Source organism: Streptomyces sp. CC224B (assembly GCF_030010595.1).
GTDB lineage: Bacteria > Actinomycetota > Actinomycetes > Streptomycetales > Streptomycetaceae > Streptomyces > Streptomyces longispororuber.
Map to the genome: position 1 here is coordinate 21,087 of NZ_JASCXL010000035.1, position 16,239 is coordinate 37,325.

At 74.2% G+C, this 16,239-nt stretch carries 12 protein-coding genes; all 12 read left to right on the forward strand.

Translation table 11 applies throughout. From position 1 onward, the window contains the following. Positions 1-64 precede the first annotated feature (64 nt). Entirely contained in the window at positions 65-1,681 is a 1,617-nt protein-coding gene (locus QK440_RS16445; RefSeq protein ID WP_282793843.1) for a sugar ABC transporter ATP-binding protein, read from the forward strand. Further along, a complete protein-coding gene (locus QK440_RS16450; RefSeq protein WP_282793844.1) occupies positions 1,678-2,697 on the forward strand; it encodes an ABC transporter permease in 1,020 nt (339 codons plus the stop codon). Before QK440_RS16445 ends, QK440_RS16450 begins: the two co-directional genes overlap by 4 nt. 12 nt (positions 2,698-2,709) lie before the next feature. After that, positions 2,710-3,756, forward strand: coding sequence for a substrate-binding domain-containing protein (locus QK440_RS16455; protein WP_282793845.1), 1,047 nt, complete (start codon positions 2,710-2,712; stop codon positions 3,754-3,756). A 294-nt stretch (positions 3,757-4,050) separates the two neighbouring features. Next, a complete protein-coding gene (locus QK440_RS16460; RefSeq protein WP_282793883.1) occupies positions 4,051-5,466 on the forward strand; it encodes a Gfo/Idh/MocA family oxidoreductase in 1,416 nt (471 codons plus the stop codon). A 103-nt stretch (positions 5,467-5,569) separates the two neighbouring features. Further along, a complete protein-coding gene (locus tag QK440_RS16465) occupies positions 5,570-6,568 on the forward strand; it encodes a sugar phosphate isomerase/epimerase family protein (protein ID WP_282793846.1) in 999 nt (332 codons plus the stop codon). 464 nt (positions 6,569-7,032) lie between these two features. Continuing rightward, positions 7,033-9,480, forward strand: a complete 2,448-nt coding sequence (locus QK440_RS16470; protein ID WP_282793847.1) for a PQQ-dependent sugar dehydrogenase — start codon at positions 7,033-7,035, stop codon at positions 9,478-9,480. A gap of 15 nt (positions 9,481-9,495) precedes the next feature. Beyond that, a complete protein-coding gene (locus tag QK440_RS16475) occupies positions 9,496-11,067 on the forward strand; it encodes a ThuA domain-containing protein (protein WP_282793848.1) in 1,572 nt (523 codons plus the stop codon). Between the two features lie 133 nt (positions 11,068-11,200). Then, on the forward strand, positions 11,201-12,622 hold the full coding sequence (locus tag QK440_RS16480) for an inositol-3-phosphate synthase (protein WP_282793849.1): 1,422 nt from the start codon (positions 11,201-11,203) through the stop codon (positions 12,620-12,622). 3 nt (positions 12,623-12,625) lie between these two features. Next, positions 12,626-13,579 carry an SCO3242 family prenyltransferase gene (locus tag QK440_RS16485; RefSeq protein WP_282793850.1) on the forward strand — a complete coding sequence of 318 codons (954 nt, stop codon included), beginning with the start codon at positions 12,626-12,628 and terminating at the stop codon, positions 13,577-13,579. Beyond that, positions 13,576-14,655 carry a sugar phosphate isomerase/epimerase family protein gene (locus tag QK440_RS16490; RefSeq protein ID WP_282793851.1) on the forward strand — a complete coding sequence of 360 codons (1,080 nt, stop codon included), beginning with the start codon at positions 13,576-13,578 and terminating at the stop codon, positions 14,653-14,655. Before QK440_RS16485 ends, QK440_RS16490 begins: the two co-directional genes overlap by 4 nt. Next, positions 14,652-15,389, forward strand: coding sequence for an EboA domain-containing protein (locus QK440_RS16495; protein ID WP_282793852.1), 738 nt, complete (start codon positions 14,652-14,654; stop codon positions 15,387-15,389). The genes QK440_RS16490 and QK440_RS16495 overlap by 4 nt, the downstream gene beginning before the upstream one ends. After that, positions 15,389-16,237, forward strand: a complete 849-nt coding sequence (locus QK440_RS16500; protein WP_282793853.1) for a TatD family hydrolase — start codon at positions 15,389-15,391, stop codon at positions 16,235-16,237. Before QK440_RS16495 ends, QK440_RS16500 begins: the two co-directional genes overlap by 1 nt. The last annotated feature ends 2 nt before the right edge of the window (positions 16,238-16,239 follow it).

Below are 16,239 nucleotides of genomic sequence, written 5' to 3' on the forward strand. Positions count from 1 at the left end.
CGACGCACACGGCGCTCACCCTGCTCTGCCCTGAAACCGGCCGCACCCGCGCGAGGGAACCGTCATGGCACCAGAACCACCGCTGCTCCGCATGTCCGGCATCACCAAGTCGTTCCCCGGCGTCCGCGCGCTCGACGGCGTGGACCTGCACGTACAGGCCGGTGAGGTGCACTGCCTGCTCGGCCAGAACGGGGCGGGCAAGTCCACCCTCATCAAGGTCCTCGCCGGGGCCCTCCAGCCCGACGGCGGCACCATCGCCTGGCGCGGCGAACAGGTCGCGCCGCGCTCGCCGATCGCCGCGATGCGGCTCGGCATCGCCACCATCTACCAGGAACTCGACCTGGTGGAGCACCTGTCCGTCGCCGAGAACGTCTTCCTCGGGCACGAGCCGACCGCGGCCGGTTTCGTGGTCCGGCCGGGCCGGGCCCGGGCCGCGACCGCCGCGCTGCTCACCCGGCTCGGCCACGCCGAGATCGACCCGGGGCGGCTGGTGGGCGACCTGTCCGCCGCCCAGCAGCAGATCGTGTCGATGGCCCGCGCCCTCTCCCACGACGTCCGCCTGATCGTCATGGACGAGCCGTCCGCGGCGCTCGACCCCGACGAGGTCGACAACCTCTTCCGCGTCATCGGCGACCTCACCGCCGAGGGCGTCGCCGTCGTCTACATCTCGCACCGGCTGGAGGAGATCCGCCGCATCGGCGACCGCGTCACCGTCCTGAAGGACGGCCGTGCCGTCGCCGTCGGGCTGCCCGCGAAGCAGACGCCCACGCGCGAGATCGTCGCGCTGATGACGGGCCGCACCGTCGAGTACGCCTTCCCCGAGCGCGCGCCCGCCGACCGCGCCCCGGCGCCGCCCGAGCCCGTCCTCACCGTCCACGGCCTCGCCCGGCACGGCGAGTTCGCACCCCTCGACCTGGAACTGCGCCCCGGCGAGATCGTCGGACTCGCCGGGCTCGTCGGCTCCGGACGCTCGGAGATCCTGGAGACCGTCTACGGCGCGCGCAGGCCCACCGCCGGACACGTCCGCGTCGACGGCAGGCCGCTGCGGCCGGGCAGCGTCCGCGCGGCCGTGCGCGCCGGGCTCGGCCTCGCCCCCGAGGAGCGCAAGGCCCAGGCCCTGCTGATGCTGGAGTCCGTGACGCGCAACGTCTCGGTCTCCTCCATGTCCCGCTTCGCGCGCGGCGGCTGGCTGGACCGGGGCGCGGAGCGCGCCGCCGCCCGCGCCGCCACCCGGGAGCTGTCGCTCCGGCCCGACAACCCGTCCGTACCCGTACGCACCCTGTCCGGCGGCAACCAGCAGAAGGCCGTGCTCGCCCGCTGGCTGCTGCGCGGCTGCCGGGTCCTGCTGCTCGACGAGCCGACGCGCGGCGTCGACGTCGGCGCCCGCGCGGAGCTGTACGCCGTCGTACGCCGCCTCGCCGACGAGGGCCTCGCCGTGCTGCTCGTCTCCAGCGAGGTGCCCGAGGTCCTCGGCCTCGCGGACCGCGTCCTGGTGCTCCGCGAGGGCCACGTCGTCCACACGGCCCGCGCGGACGACCTCGACGAACACCGGGTGCTCGACCTCGTCCTGGGGTCGGGGAGGGCCGGCGGGGCCGGTGTGCCCGGTGGCGCGGGCAGGTCCGGGACCGGTCCCGGCGCACCGGAAGACACCGTCACCACCGAAGGGAGCCCGGCGCCATGACGCAGCCCGCCTCGCCCGCCCGGCCCGTGACCGAGAAGAGCCCGCCGCCGGACGGCGCGCCCAGCCCCTTGCGGGCTCTCGCCGCCCGCGCCGACCTGCGGACCCTGTCCCTGCTCGGCGTCCTCGCCGCCCTCGTGGTGATCGGCGGCGTCACCCAGCCCGAGGCGTTCCTCGACACCGACAACCTCCAGCTCGTCCTCACCCAGGCGTCCGTCATCGGCGTGGTCACCGTCGGCATGACCTTCGTCATCATCTCCGGCGGCATCGACCTGTCCGTCGGCGCGATCGTCGCGCTCGCGTCGGTGTGGGCGACCACGGTCGCCACCCAGGAGTACGGCTTCGCCGGCATCCTCTTCACGGCCGTCGTCGTCGGCCTCGGCTGCGGGCTCGTCAACGGCCTGCTCATCGCGTACGGCGGCATGGTGCCGTTCATCGCGACGCTCGCCATGCTGGCGTCGGGCCGCGGCCTCGCCCTGGAGATCACCGACGGCAAGACCCAGATGGTCACCGTGGACGGCGTCCTGAGACTCGGCGAGCGCGACGCGTACGTCCTCGGTGTACCGCCCCTGGTGCTGGTCTTCGCCGCGGTGACCGTCGTCGGCTGGCTGCTGCTCAACCGCACCACCTTCGGCCGCCGCTCGGTCGCGGTCGGCGGCAACGCGGAGGCGGCCCGCCTGGCCGGCATCGACGTACGCCGGCAGCGGCTCTACCTCTACCTGCTGTCCGGCCTGTGCTGCGGCATCGCGGCCTTCCTGCTCGTGGTCCTGTCCGGCTCCGGCCAGAACACCAACGGCAACCTGTACGAACTCGACGCCATCGCCGCCGCGATCATCGGCGGCACCCTGCTCAGCGGCGGGCGCGGCACCATCACCGGCTCCGTGCTCGGCGTGCTGATCTTCACCACGATCACCAACATCTTCGCGCTCAACAACCTGGAGACCGCCGTCCAGCAGATCGCCAAGGGCGCGATCATCGTCGCCGCCGTCCTGGTCCAGCGCCGGGCCTCCACCACGTAAGGGGTCACCGCCATGCCACCGATCACGAGCCGCAGAGGGCTGCTCATGGGCGCGGCCGCCGTGTCCGCGGGCGCCGTCCTGACGGGCTGCACCAGCAACGAGCCGAAGGAGTCCGACGACGGCCCGGCCAGGAACGACCAGGCCGTCGCCGACGACAAGCCGGGCAAGGAGGTGACCATCGGCTTCGCCGGACCGCAGGCCGACCACGGGTGGCTGAACGCCATCAACGACAACGCCAAGCGGCGGGCGGAGAAGTACCAGGACGTCACCCTGGAGCTCACCGAGGGCTCCAACGACACCGCCGCCCAGATCGGCCAGGTGGAGACCCTCATCAACAAGAAGGTCGACGTCCTCGTCGTCCTGCCCGCCGACGGCAAGGCCCTCACCCAGGTCGGCCTGAAGGCCATGAAGGCCGGGATCCCCGTGGTCAACCTCGACCGGGTCTTCGCCTCCGCGCAGGCCTACCGCTGCTGGATCGGCGGCGACAACTACGGCATGGGCCTCAGCGCCGGGCACTACATCGGCGAGCAGCTCAAGCACAAGGAGAACGCCCGCGTCGTCGAGCTCGCCGGGCTCGACAACCTGGAGCTGACGAAGCAGCGCACCAAGGGCTTCGACGACGCCCTGAAGAACTACCCGAACGTCAAGAAGGTCGCCCGCCAGGCCGCCGAGTTCACCGTCGAGTCCGGCCAGGCGAAGATGTCGCAGCTCCTCCAGGCGCAGAAGGACTTCGACGCCCTGTGGAACCACGACGACGACCAGGGTGTCGGCGCCCTGCGCGCCGTCAAGCAGGCCGGGCGCGACGACTTCCTGATGGTCGGCGGCGCGGGCGCGCTCTCCGCGTTCCAGGAGATCAAGGCCGACCGGGGCGTGCTGAAGGCCACCGTCCTGTACCCGCCGACGATGGCCGCGTCCGCGATCGACCTGGCCCGCGCGCTCGGCCAGGGCAAGGGCGTCGGCGGCATGGCCGAGTTCGAGATCCCGGCCTCCATCACGCTCTACTCGGCCGTCGTCGACAAGGACAACGTCGACCAGTACATGTCCACCGGCTTCAAGTGAGGCGGCCCACCGCCACCGCGCCCCGCGGAGCGGGCGTCGAGCAGGTCGTACAGGTCGAGCGGGAGGAGTTGGCGCATGAGTGAGACGGAGCACGAGGCCGCCGCGGGGGGCGCTGTCGGGGCCGGGGCCGGGGCCGGGTCGGCGGCCGACCAGGGCGCCGTGGCCGCGTCCGGGCCGGGGGCCGCGGCGGTGTCCGGTCCGCAGACGGTGGTGTCCGGCCCGGAGACGGCGGTGTCCGGCCCGGAGACGGCGGTGTCCGGCCCGGGGAGCGTGCGGCGCCACATCGGCGTGGGCATGGTCGGCTACGCCTTCATGGGCGCCGCCCACTCCCAGGGCTGGCGGACCGTGGGACACGTCTTCGACCTGCCGGTCGGCGCGCGGCTCGCGGCGGTCTGCGGCCGCGACGGCGCCGCCGTGCGCGCCGCCGCCGACCGGCTCGGCTGGGCGGCCGCCGAGACCGACTGGCGTGCCCTCGTCGCCCGGGACGACGTCGGCCTCGTCGACATCTGCACCCCCGGCGACAGCCACGCGGAGATCGCGATCGCCGCGCTGGAGGCGGGCAAGCACGTGCTGTGCGAGAAGCCGCTCGCCAACACCGTCGAGGAGGCCGAGGCCATGGCCGCCGCCGCCGAACGGGCCCGCGCGCGGGGCCAGGTGGCGATGGTCGGCTTCAACTACCGCCGCGTACCCGCGCTGGCGCTGGCCCGCCGCCTCGTCGCCGAGGGCCGCCTCGGCGCGCTGCGGCACGCGCGGTTCACCTACCTCCAGGACTGGCTGGTCGACCCCGGCTTCCCGCTGACCTGGCGGCTGCGCAAGGACCGGGCGGGCTCGGGCGCCCTCGGCGACCTCGGCGCGCACATCGTGGACCTCGCGCAGTACCTCACGGGCGAGGCCGTCGCGGGCGTCTCCGCGCTGACCGAGACGTTCGTACGGGAACGGCCGCTGGCCGGCGGTGCGGGGGCGGGGGCCGCGGGCGGCGCGGACCCGGCGGGGGCTGCGGACGGCAGGGGTTCGGGTGCTGCCGGTGGTCCGGGTTCGGGTGCTGCCGGTGGCTTGGGCGCGGGTGCTCCTGGCGGCCCGGGGGCGGCGGGCGGTGCGGGTGCCGGAGCCGGAGGAGCTGGAGCCGGGGGAGCCGGAGCCGGGGAAGCCGGAGTGGGGACCGGACGAGCCGGTGCGGGCGTCGGCGCGGGTACGGGTGCGGGTGCAGGTGCCGGTGCAGGTGCCGGTGCGGGTCCGGGTGTCGGTGCGGGTGCGGCCGTCGGCCAGGTCACGGTCGACGACGCGGCCGTGTTCACCGCGCGGTTCCCCTCCGGAGCCCTCGCCACCTTCGAGGCCACGCGGTGCGCGGCGGGCCGCAAGAACGCCCTGCGCCTCGAACTCAACGGCTCCGACGGCTCCCTGGCCTTCGACCTGGAACGCCTCAACGAACTCTCCTTCCACGACCACACCGCGCCCGCCGCCTCGGCCGGCTTCCGCCGCATCCTCGTCACCGAGCCCGACCACCCCTACCTGGACGCCTGGTGGCCGCCCGGCCACGGCCTCGGCTACGAGCACTCCTTCGTGCACCAGGCCCGCGACCTGCTGCACGCCGTCGCCACCGGCACCACGCCCGAACCCTCCTTCGCCGACGGGCTCGCGGTGCAGCGGGTGCTGGCCGCGGTGGAGGAGAGCGCGGCGAAGAACTCCGTGTACACCCCGGTCGTGGCCTGAGCCCGCCCGTGGCCTGCATCCGCTCGGGCCTGCGTCCGCTCGTGGCCTGAGCCCGCTCCCGCCCCGCGGCCCGCCGCGGCCGACGACTCCGAAGGGACCCGCCATGCCCCGCCCGTTCACGCTCTTCACCGGCCAGTGGGCCGACCTGCCCCTGGAGGAGGTCTGCTCCCTGGCCCGCGACTTCGGCTACGACGGCCTCGAACTCGCCTGCTGGGGCGACCACTTCGAGGTCGACAAGGCCCTCGCCGACCCGGCGTACGTCGAAGGCCGCCATGCGCTGCTCGACAAGTACGGCCTCACATGCTGGGCGATCTCCAACCACCTCGTCGGCCAGGCGGTGTGCGACGCCATCATCGACGAGCGCCACCGCGCGATCCTGCCCGCCCGCGTCTGGGGCGACGGCGACGCGGAGGGCGTACGCCGCCGGGCCGCCGCCGAGATGGCCGACACGGCGCGCGCCGCCGCGGCCTTCGGGGTCACCACGGTGGTCGGCTTCACCGGCTCCGCGATCTGGCACCTGGTGGCGATGTTCCCGCCCGTCCCGGAGTCGATGATCGAACGCGGCTACGAGGACTTCGCCGAGCGCTGGAACCCGGTCCTCGACGTGTTCGACGCGCAGGGCGTCCGCTTCGCGCACGAGGTCCACCCGAGCGAGATCGCGTACGACTACTGGACGACGCACAAGGCCCTGGCCGCCGTCGACCACCGGCCGGCCTTCGGGCTCAACTTCGACCCCTCCCACTTCGTCTGGCAGGACCTGGACCCGGTGGGCTTCCTCTGGGACTTCCGCGACCGGATCTACCACGTCGACTGCAAGGAGGCCCGGCGCCGCCTGGACGGCCGCAACGGCCGCCTCGGCTCCCACCTGCCGTGGGGCGATCCCCGGCGCGGCTGGGACTTCGTCTCGGCGGGCCACGGGGACGTCCCCTGGGAGGACGTCTTCCGCATGCTCCGCTCCATCGCCTACGAGGGTCCCGTCTCGGTGGAGTGGGAGGACGCGGGCATGGACCGCCTCCAGGGCGCCCCCGAGGCACTGCGCCGCCTCAAGGCGTACGACTTCGAGCCCCCGACCGCATCCTTCGACGCGGCGTTCGCCCGTTAGGGCCGCGCCCGCGCGGGGCGCCCCAGTCCCGCCCCTTTCCCGAAACCAAGGGCTGCCGCCCCTGGACCCCGCCTTTGTCGCGCTGACGCGCTCGTCCTCAAACGCCGGACGGGCTGACGACATGTCGCTCCGGGCCGACGATGTGCAGCCGTGGCCGCACCGGAGATCCGCCAGCCCGTCCGGCGTTTGAGGACAAGGCGCGGAGCGCCGGAAACGGGGGTCTAGGGGGCGGAGCCCCCTGGTTTCGGGAAAGGGGTGGGCCTGGGGCGCCCCGCGACGGCCCGGCCCCGCCAACTTTGTCCCGCCCAAGGAAGAAGCCCCACGCACCTCCTGCGCAAGGACTACCCGTCACGGACAAACATGGCTACCGTCCCTGATGTGTACAGGACATAACCCTCCCGGGGTGACGGCGCACCCCGGGCGCCCGCACCCCCCGGCACCACCGTCCCCCACCGGAGGACCCCGTGCACAGACCGCGCCCGAGAACCCGCAAGCCCCTGGCCCTGCTCACCGGCACCCTCCTCACCACCGCCACGCTCACCCTCGCCACCCCGCCCAGCGCGGCCCAACCCGCCGCGCAGCCGCGCGCGGAGGACTTCCAGCAGGTCACCCTCGCCAAGGGGGAGCCGGAGACGGGCGAGCCCATGACGCTCGCCGTCCTCCCCGACCGCTCGGTCCTGCACACCTCCCGCGACGGTACGGTCCGCCGTACCGACGCCGCCGGCGTGACGCGGGTGGCGGGCAGGATCCCGGTCTACACGCACGACGAAGAGGGCCTGCAAGGCATCGCCCTCGACCCCGGCTTCCGCAAGAACCGGGCCGTCTACCTCTACTACGCCCCGCCCCTGTCCACCCCGCCGGGCGACGCGCCCAACGACGGCACGGCGGCGGACTTCAAGAAGTTCGACGGCGTCAACCGCCTGTCCCGCTTCGTGCTCAAGGCCGACGGCACGCTGGACACGGCCAGTGAGAAGAAGGTCCTCGACGTCCCCGCGAGCCGCGGCATCTGCTGCCACGTCGGCGGCGACATCGACTTCGACAAGCAGGGCAACCTGTACCTGTCGACGGGCGACGACTCCAACCCCTTCGCCTCCGACGGCTACACCCCCATCGACGAGCGCCCCACCCGCAACCCCGCGTACGACGCCCAGCGCACCTCCGCCAACACCAACGACCTGCGCGGCAAGATCCTCCGCATCAAGGTCAGGAGCGACGGCTCGTACTCCATCCCCCGCGGCAACCTCTTCGCCAAGGGCACCAGGAAGACCCGGCCCGAGATCTATGCGATGGGCTTCCGCAACCCGTTCCGGATGAGCGTCGACAAGCCCACCGGCATCGTGTACGTCGGCGACTACGGCCCCGACGCCGGCACGGCCGACCCGAAGCGCGGCCCTGCCGGACAGGTCGAGTTCACCCGCGTCACCAGGCCCGGCAACTACGGCTGGCCGTACTGCACCGGCAAGAACGACGCCTACGTCGATCACGACTTCGCCACCGGCACCTCCGGCGCGGCCTTCGACTGCGCCGCACCCAGGAACGAGTCGCCGCGCAACACCGGCCTGACCGCCCTGCCGCCCGCGCAGCCCGCGTGGATCCCGTACGACGGCGGCTCCGTACCGGAGTTCGGCACGGGCTCCGAGTCCCCGATGGGCGGCCCGGTCTACCGCTACGACGCGCAACTGGACTCGCCGGTCAAGTTCCCGCAGGCGTACGACGGGGACTTCTTCGCGGGGGAGTTCGGGCGGCGCTGGATCAAGCGCATCGAGCACGGCGGCGACGGCACCGTGACGTCCATCAACGCCTTCCCGTGGAAGGGCACCCAGGTGATGGACATGGAGTTCGGCCCGGACGGCGCGCTGTACGTCCTCGACTACGGCACCGGCTTCTTCAACGGCGACGAGAACTCCGCCCTCTACCGCATCGAGAACGCCACCGGCGGCCACTCGCCCGTCGTGGAGGCCGCCGCGTCGGTGACCAGCGGCCAGGCCCCGCTGAGAACCCAGTTCACCGCCGAGGCGACGGACGCCGACGGCGACACCCTGACGTACGCGTGGGACTTCGGCGACGGCACCACCTCCACCGAGCAGAACCCCACGCACACGTACGACAAGAACGGCACCTACACCGCCACCGTCACCGCCAAGGACCCCTCCGGCCGCACCGGCACCGCCAGCGCGCACGTCACCGTCGGCAACACCGCGCCGACCGTGGAACTGCAGCTCCCCGGTGACGGGCAGCTCTTCACCTTCGGCGACAAGGTGCCGTTCAAGGTGACGGTGACCGACCCGGAGGACGGGCCCGTCGACTGCTCCAAGGTCAAGGTCACCCACATCCTCGGCCACGACAGCCACGGCCACCCCGTCACCTCCGCCAACGGCTGCGAGGGCACCCTGCAGACCTCCGCGGACAGCGAGCACGACCCGAACGCCAACATCTTCGGGGTCTTCGACGCCGAGTACACCGACCAGGGCGCGAACGGCCAGCCCCCGCTGACCACCCACGACCAGAACGTCACCCAGACCAGGCTCCGCCAGGCCGAGCACCACGGCGACTCCCAGGGCGTGCGCGTCGTCAGCCACACCCCGGCCCACGGCGGCAGGACGGTCGGCGACATCCACCACGGCGACTGGATCTCCTTCACGCCGTACCTCCTCGACAACGCCACCAAGCTGACCGCGCGCGTCGCCTCGGCCGGCTCCGGCGGCACCCTGGAGGTCCGCGCGGGCGCGCCCGACGGGACGCTGCTCGGCAGCGCCCAGGTCACCCCGACGGGCTCCTGGGAGACGTACACCGACGTCAGCACGGCCCTCACGGGCGCACCCGCCTCCACCACGACGCTCTTCCTCGTCTTCAAGGGCACGGGCACGGGCGCGCTGTACGACGTCGACGACTTCACCTTCACCACGAGCTGAGAGGGAGGCACCGTGATGCGCGCACGCGCGCGGCTCGCCGTCGCCACGGCGGCCGCCACCCTGCTGATCGGGTGCGCGTCGGGGCCGACGTCCGCCGACCCGGGGCCGGACCGGTCGGGCCCCGGCAAGGACGGCGGACGCGTCCTGGTCTTCTCCAAGACCGCCGGCTTCCGCCACGACTCGATCCCGGACGGCATCGCCGCCGTCAAGGCCCTCGGCGCCGCCCACGGCTTCTCCGTCGACGCGACGGAGAACGCCGCGGCCTTCACCCGCAAGAACCTCGCCCGCTACGACGCCGTCGTCTGGCTCTCCACCACCGGCGACGTCCTGAACACCCGGCAGCAGGGCGCCTTCGAGCAGTACGTCCGCGCGGGCGGCGGTTACGTCGGCGTCCACGCGGCGGCCGACACCGAGTACGACTGGCCCTTCTACGGTGCCCTCGCGGGCGCCTACTTCCGGTCCCACCCCGCGGTCCAACGCGCCAGGATCACGGTCGAGGACCACGCCCACCCGGCCACCGCCCACCTCGGCGCCGACTGGCACCGCACCGACGAGTGGTACGACTACCGCTCCAACCCGCGCGAGCGGGCCCGGGTGCTCGCCTCCCTCGACGAGTCGTCGTACAGCGGCGGCACGATGGGCGGCGACCACCCCATCGCCTGGTGCCAGGCGTCCGTCGCGGGCACGGCAGGCCGGTCGTTCTACACCGGCGGCGGCCACACCAAGGAGTCGTACGCCGAACCCGCCTTCCGCCAGCACCTCCTCGGCGGCATCCGCTACGCCACCGGCGCCGCCCACGCCGACTGCCGCCCCGAGCGCGGCCACACCCCGCTCTTCGACGGCAGCGAGGCCTCGCTGGCGAAGTGGAAACAGGCCGGGCCCGGCTCCTTCGCCCTGAAGGACGACGGAACCCTCACCTCCGTCGGCGGCATGGGCATGCTCTGGTACGCGGACCGGTCCTTCGGCTCGTACTCGCTCAAGCTCGACTGGCGGATGAGCGGCGCCGACAAGGACGACAACTCCGGGGTCTTCGTGGGCTTCCCGCCCTCCGACGACCCCTGGTCGGCCGTGCACCACGGCTACGAGATCCAGATCGACGCCACCGACGTCCCGGAGAAGACCACCGGCTCCGTCTACGGCTTCCGGTCGGCCGACCTCGCCGCCCGCGACCGCGCCCTGAACCCGCCGGGGGAGTGGAACACCTACGAGATCCGCGTCGAGGGCGAGCGCCTGCGCCTGTGGCTCAACGGCGTCCTGATCAACGACTTCACCAACACGGACCCGGCGCGGAGCCTGCGCGACGGCCACATCGGCATCCAGAACCACGGCGCCGACGACGAGGTCGCGTTCCGCGACATCCGGCTGCGGGAACTGCCCACGGGCCGGACCGCGCCGGAACCCGATCCCGCCACCGCCACCACCCTGCGGCCCGTTGCCCACACCGGCCCCACCGCTCACGGCAGCCCCATGGCCCAGGGCGACCCCGCGGCTCGCGGCGGCTTCGCGGCCGGCCGCCTCGCGGTGGACGGTCGTCTCGCGGCCGGGAGCGGGGGCGCGTCCGGGGCCGCAGGGCCCGGCGCCCGATAGACGGCGGTGGGCGGAGGACGCCGGACCTCCGCCCACCGTCTTGTCACCGTCCCGCCCGCACCGCGAGGCATGGGTGACGAGTGAGGACCGAGCGAGTGCGCGCACGACCCGTGCGCGCGGACAGGAGGCAGCCGTGTCCAGTACTGCTACCGCGGACCGCGTCGGGGTGTGGCTGATCGGCGCCCGGGGGTCGGTCGCGACGACGGCCGTCGCGGGCTGCGCGGCGATGGCGGCGGGCCTGCACCCGCCCACCGGCATGGCCACGGAGACCCCGGCCTTCGCCGACGCCGGACTGCCCGCCCTGTCCGCACTCGTCTTCGGCGGCCACGACGTCGTGGAGTGCCCCCTCCCCAAGCGCGCCGAACAACTCGCCGCCGGGGGAGTCCTGCCCCACGACCTCCCCCTGGCCGTCCGCGCCGAACTCCTCGCCGCCGACGCCGAGATACGCCCCGGCGGCCCCCACCCCGGCGACACCCGCACCGACGAGGACCTCATCACGGCCTTCACCTCCGACATCCTGGACTTCCTCCGCCGCCGGAACCTCACCCGGGCGGTCGTCGTGAACGTGGCCTCCACGGAACCGGCCCCGGCGACTGCCCTCTCCGGCGCGGCGAGACCGTCCCCTCCGGGGGCAGGCTCCGGCCCGGCGAGAGAGCCCCGGGAGCCGGGAGCGTCCGTGGAGCCCCCGGAGCCCGGTGGGCCTGGAGAGCCGCTAGTGCCCGGTGAGCCTGGAGAGCCTCCAGCGCCTGGTGAGCCCAGTGAGCCCGGTGAGCCTGGAGAGCCTCCAGCGCCTGGTGAGCCCAGTGAGCCCGGTGAGCCTGGGGAGTCCGCAGGGCTTGGTGGGCCCGGTGGGTCTGGCCGGGGTGCGGCGTCCGGTGCGGGGAACGGCGGGGGGAGGCTGCCTGCCAGCTCCCTGTACGCGGCGGCGGCCCTGCGCGCCGGGTGCTCCTACGTGAACTTCACCCCCTCCACCGGTCTCCACCACCCGGCCCTGACGGCCCTCGCCACCTCCGCCGGCCTGCCCCACGCGGGGCGGGACGGCAAGACGGGCCAGACCCTGCTGCGCTCCGTACTCGGCCCGATGTTCGCCCACCGGGCCCTGGTGGTCCGCGCCTGGTCCGGCACCAACCTCCTCGGCGGCGGCGACGGTGCCGCCCTCGCCGACCCGCGCGCGGCCGCCGCCAAGAACGCGGGCAAGGAGCGCGTCCTCGCCGACACCCTCGGCGCCGTCCCCGAGGGCGAGGTCCACATCGACGACGTGCCCGCCCTCGGCGACTGGAAGACGGCCTGGGACCACATCGCCTTCGAGGGCTTCCTCGGCACCCGCATGACGCTCCAGACCACCTGGCAGGGCTGCGACTCCGCCCTCGCCGCCCCCTTGGTCCTCGACCTGGCCCGCCTCCTCTCCCGCGCCCACGAGCGCGGCCTCACCGGCCCCCGCCCGGAACTCGCCTTCTACTTCAAGGACCCCGACCCCGGCGCGCCCGCGGGCCTCGCCGACCAGTACGCCGCTCTCGTCGCCTTCGCCGCCCGGCTCCGGGAACGGGGTGAGTGACACATGCCGAACCTCCGCGCACACACCCGTGCCTGGGCCGAACTCCTGCGCCTGCCCGCCCTGTTCACCGTCCCGGGCGACGCCCTCGCCGGTGCCGCCGCGACCGGCCTGCGCCCCGGCCGGGGCACCGCCCTCGCTCTCACCTCCTCCCTCTGCCTGTACGAGGCGGGCATGGCCCTCAACGACTGGGCCGACCGCACCGAGGACGCCGTGGACCGCCCCCACCGTCCCCTCCCGTCCGGCCGCGTCGCTCCCGCCGCCGCGCTCACGGCCGCCGCGGCCCTCACAGCGGCGGGCCTGAGCCTGGCCGCCCGGGCGGGCCGCCCCGTCCTGACGGTGGCCACCGCCCTCGCCGGCACGGTCTGGGCCTACGACCTGTCCCTCAAACACACCAAGGCCGGTCCCACCGCCATGGCCACGGCGCGTGCCCTGGACGTCCTCCTCGGCGCGACCGCCACGGCCACGGCTCCCACGCACCGCACCGGCGGCACCCCCGGCGACGGCACCGCGGCCCGGGGCGTCCACGGGGGCCCGGGCCCGGTGGCCTCCGCGCTGCCCGCCGCCCTGGCCGTCGGCGCCCACACCCTCGCCGTCACCTCCGTCTCCCGGCACGAGACCCGAGGCGGGTCCACCGCCGCTCCCTTGGGCGCGCTCGCCACGGCCCTTTCCCTGAGCCACGCGGTGGCCCGGCCCTGGCGCGCCGCTGTCAGCACTCGTGACCTGGCCCGGGCAGGTCTCGCCGCCGCCTACCTCACCACCGCCGGCCGTCCCTTCCTGCACGCGGCCCTCAACCCGTCACCTCCCTTGACCCAACGCGCCGTCGGCGGAGGCATCCGTGCCCTGATCCCCCTCCAGGCAGCCCTGGCCGCACGCTCCGGCGCTCCCGTCACCGCCCTGCTCACCGCAGCCCTGGCCCCGGCCGCCCGCCACTTCGCCCGCCTGGTGAGCGTCACATGACGCCCCGGAACGAATGGCCCCCGGCCGGGGGCGGCGGCGATGGACGGCTTCCCGCCGGCGTCCGGCGGCCCCAGGGCCCGGCGAGGCCGGGCGCCCCCGGCGGCCTCCGCTTCGGCTACGGCACCAACGGCCTCACCGACCTTCGGCTCGACGACGCCCTCGGCCTCCTCGCCGACCTGGGCTATGCCGGTGTCGGGCTCACCCTCGACCACATGCACCTCGACCCGCTCGCTCCCGACCTGGCCGCCCGCACCCGGCGGCTGGCCCGGCGGCTGGACCGGCTGGGGCTGGCGGTCACCGTCGAGACAGGCGCCCGCTATGTGCTCGACCCGCGCCACAAGCACGGTCCCTCGCTGCTCGACCCCGACCCGCGGCGCCGGGCCGAGCGGGTCCGCCTCCTCACCCGGGCCGTGCACGTCGCCGCCGACCTGGGCGCGCACGCCGTGCACTGCTTCAGCGGCAGCACACCCCACGGCACCCCGGAGCACACGGCCTGGGCGCGGCTCGCCGACGTCCTCACGCCCGTCCTGGACGCCGCGGCCGCCGCGTCCGTGCCGCTCGCCGTCGAACCGGAGCCCGGCCACCTCCTCGCCACCCTCGCCCACTTCCACCACCTCCGTCACCTCCTCGACGACCCCGAACCCCTGGGCCTGACCCTCGACATCGGGCACTGCCAGTGCCTCGAACCCCTCCCACCCGCCGACTGCGTACGCGCCGCCGCACCCTGGCTGCGGCACGTCCAGATCGAGGACATGCGCCGCGGGGCTCACGAGCACCTGCCCTTCGGCGACGGCGAGATCGACTTCCCGCCCGTCCTTCGCGCCCTCACCGACAGCGGCTACCAGGGCTTGACCGTCGTCGAGCTGCCCCGCCACTCCCACGCGGGCCCCCAACTGGCCGAGCAGTCCCTGGACTTCCTCCGCCGGGCCGCCGCCGTCGCCCGGGCACGTGCTCCCGGGCACTGCACCTCCGCTGCTTCCGCCTCCTCTTCCGCCACCGCCGTTCCTTCCGCTTCCGGTTCCGCCGCCTCGGGGACGGCCCACGACGCCGCGTCACCCCCAGGAGGAACCCCGTGACCGACTCGTCCGCCGTCGCCGACCTCCGCTCCCGTCTCGACGCCGCCCTCGGCGGAGCCGCCCGCGCCTGGCTCGACCAGGCCACCGCCGAGGCCGCCGCGCACCCCTCTGCCGATGCCGATGCCGATGCCGAGGACGCCCGGCCGGCCGTCCGCCAGGCCGCCCCGCCCACCTGGGAGATGCGCTTCGCCGAAGCCGGGCGACGCTGTGGCACCGAGCACGCCGACGCCGCCCGGCTGCTCCTGCTGCACACCGCCCGCGCGGACCGGACCACCCTCGCCCGCCTCTACGACCAGGGCACCGCCGCCGAACGCCGCGCCGTCCTACGCGCCCTGCCGCTGCTGGTACCGGGCCCGGACGCCCTGCCCCTGGTCGAGGACGCCCTGCGCACCAACGACACCCGCCTGATCGCCGCCGCCCTCGGCCCGTACGCCGCCGCGCACCTCCCTCCGCACGCCTGGCGGCACGCCCTCCTGAAGTGCCTGTTCACCGGCGTGCCCGTGGACACCGTCGCCGACCTGGAACGCCGCGCCCGCGCCGACACCGAACTGGCCCGGATGCTCGTCGACTACGCGGACGAGCGCACCGCCGCCGGCCGCCCCGTCCCCGCCGATCTCCACCGCGTCCTGGCCCTGACCGCCCCACCGGCACCCCCACCGGGCCCCCGGCGCGAGACGGCCCCCGCAGCCGTCGCCTCCCCATCGGCCCCTACCGGCGAGGAGCAGGAGTCCTGATGCGCATCTTCGACCCGCACATCCACATGACCTCCCGCACCACCGACGACTACCAGGCGATGTACGCCGCGGGCGTGCGCGCCGTCGTCGAGCCCGCCTTCTGGCTGGGGCAGCCCCGCACCTCGCCCGCGACCTTCGTCGACTACTTCGACTCCCTCCTCGGCTGGGAGCCCTTCCGCGCCGCCCAGTACGGCATCGCCCACCACTGCACCATCGCGCTCAACCCGAAGGAGGCGAACGACCCGCGCTGCACGCCCGTGCTCGACCTGCTGCCCCGGTACCTGGTGAAGGACAACGTCGTCGCCGTCGGGGAGATCGGCTACGACTCCATGACACCCGCCGAGGACACGGCCCTCGCGGCACAACTGGAGCTGGCCGTCGCACACGAGCTGCCCGCGCTCGTGCACACCCCGCACCGCGACAAGCTCGCGGGCCTGCGCCGCACCCTGGACGTCGTCAAGGAGTCGGCCCTGCCCATGGACCGGGTCCTCGTCGACCACCTCAACGAGACCACCGTCGAGGAGGCCAAGGACGCGGGGTGCTGGCTCGGCTTCTCCGTCTATCCCGACACCAAGGTGGACGAGGACCGGATGGTCGCGATCCTGCGCCGGTACGGCCCGGAGCGCGTCCTCGTCAACTCGGCCGCCGACTGGGGCAGGAGCGATCCCCTCAAGACCCGCAAGGTCGGTGACGCCATGCTCGGCGCCGGCTTCACCGAGGACGACGTCGACCGCGTCCTGTGGCGCAACCCGGTCGCCTTCTACGGCCTCAGCAACCGCCTCGTCCTGGACGTCGCGGCCACCGGCGCCACCCACGAGGGCAACTCCGTCCTGCGCGGCGGGGCGTGAGC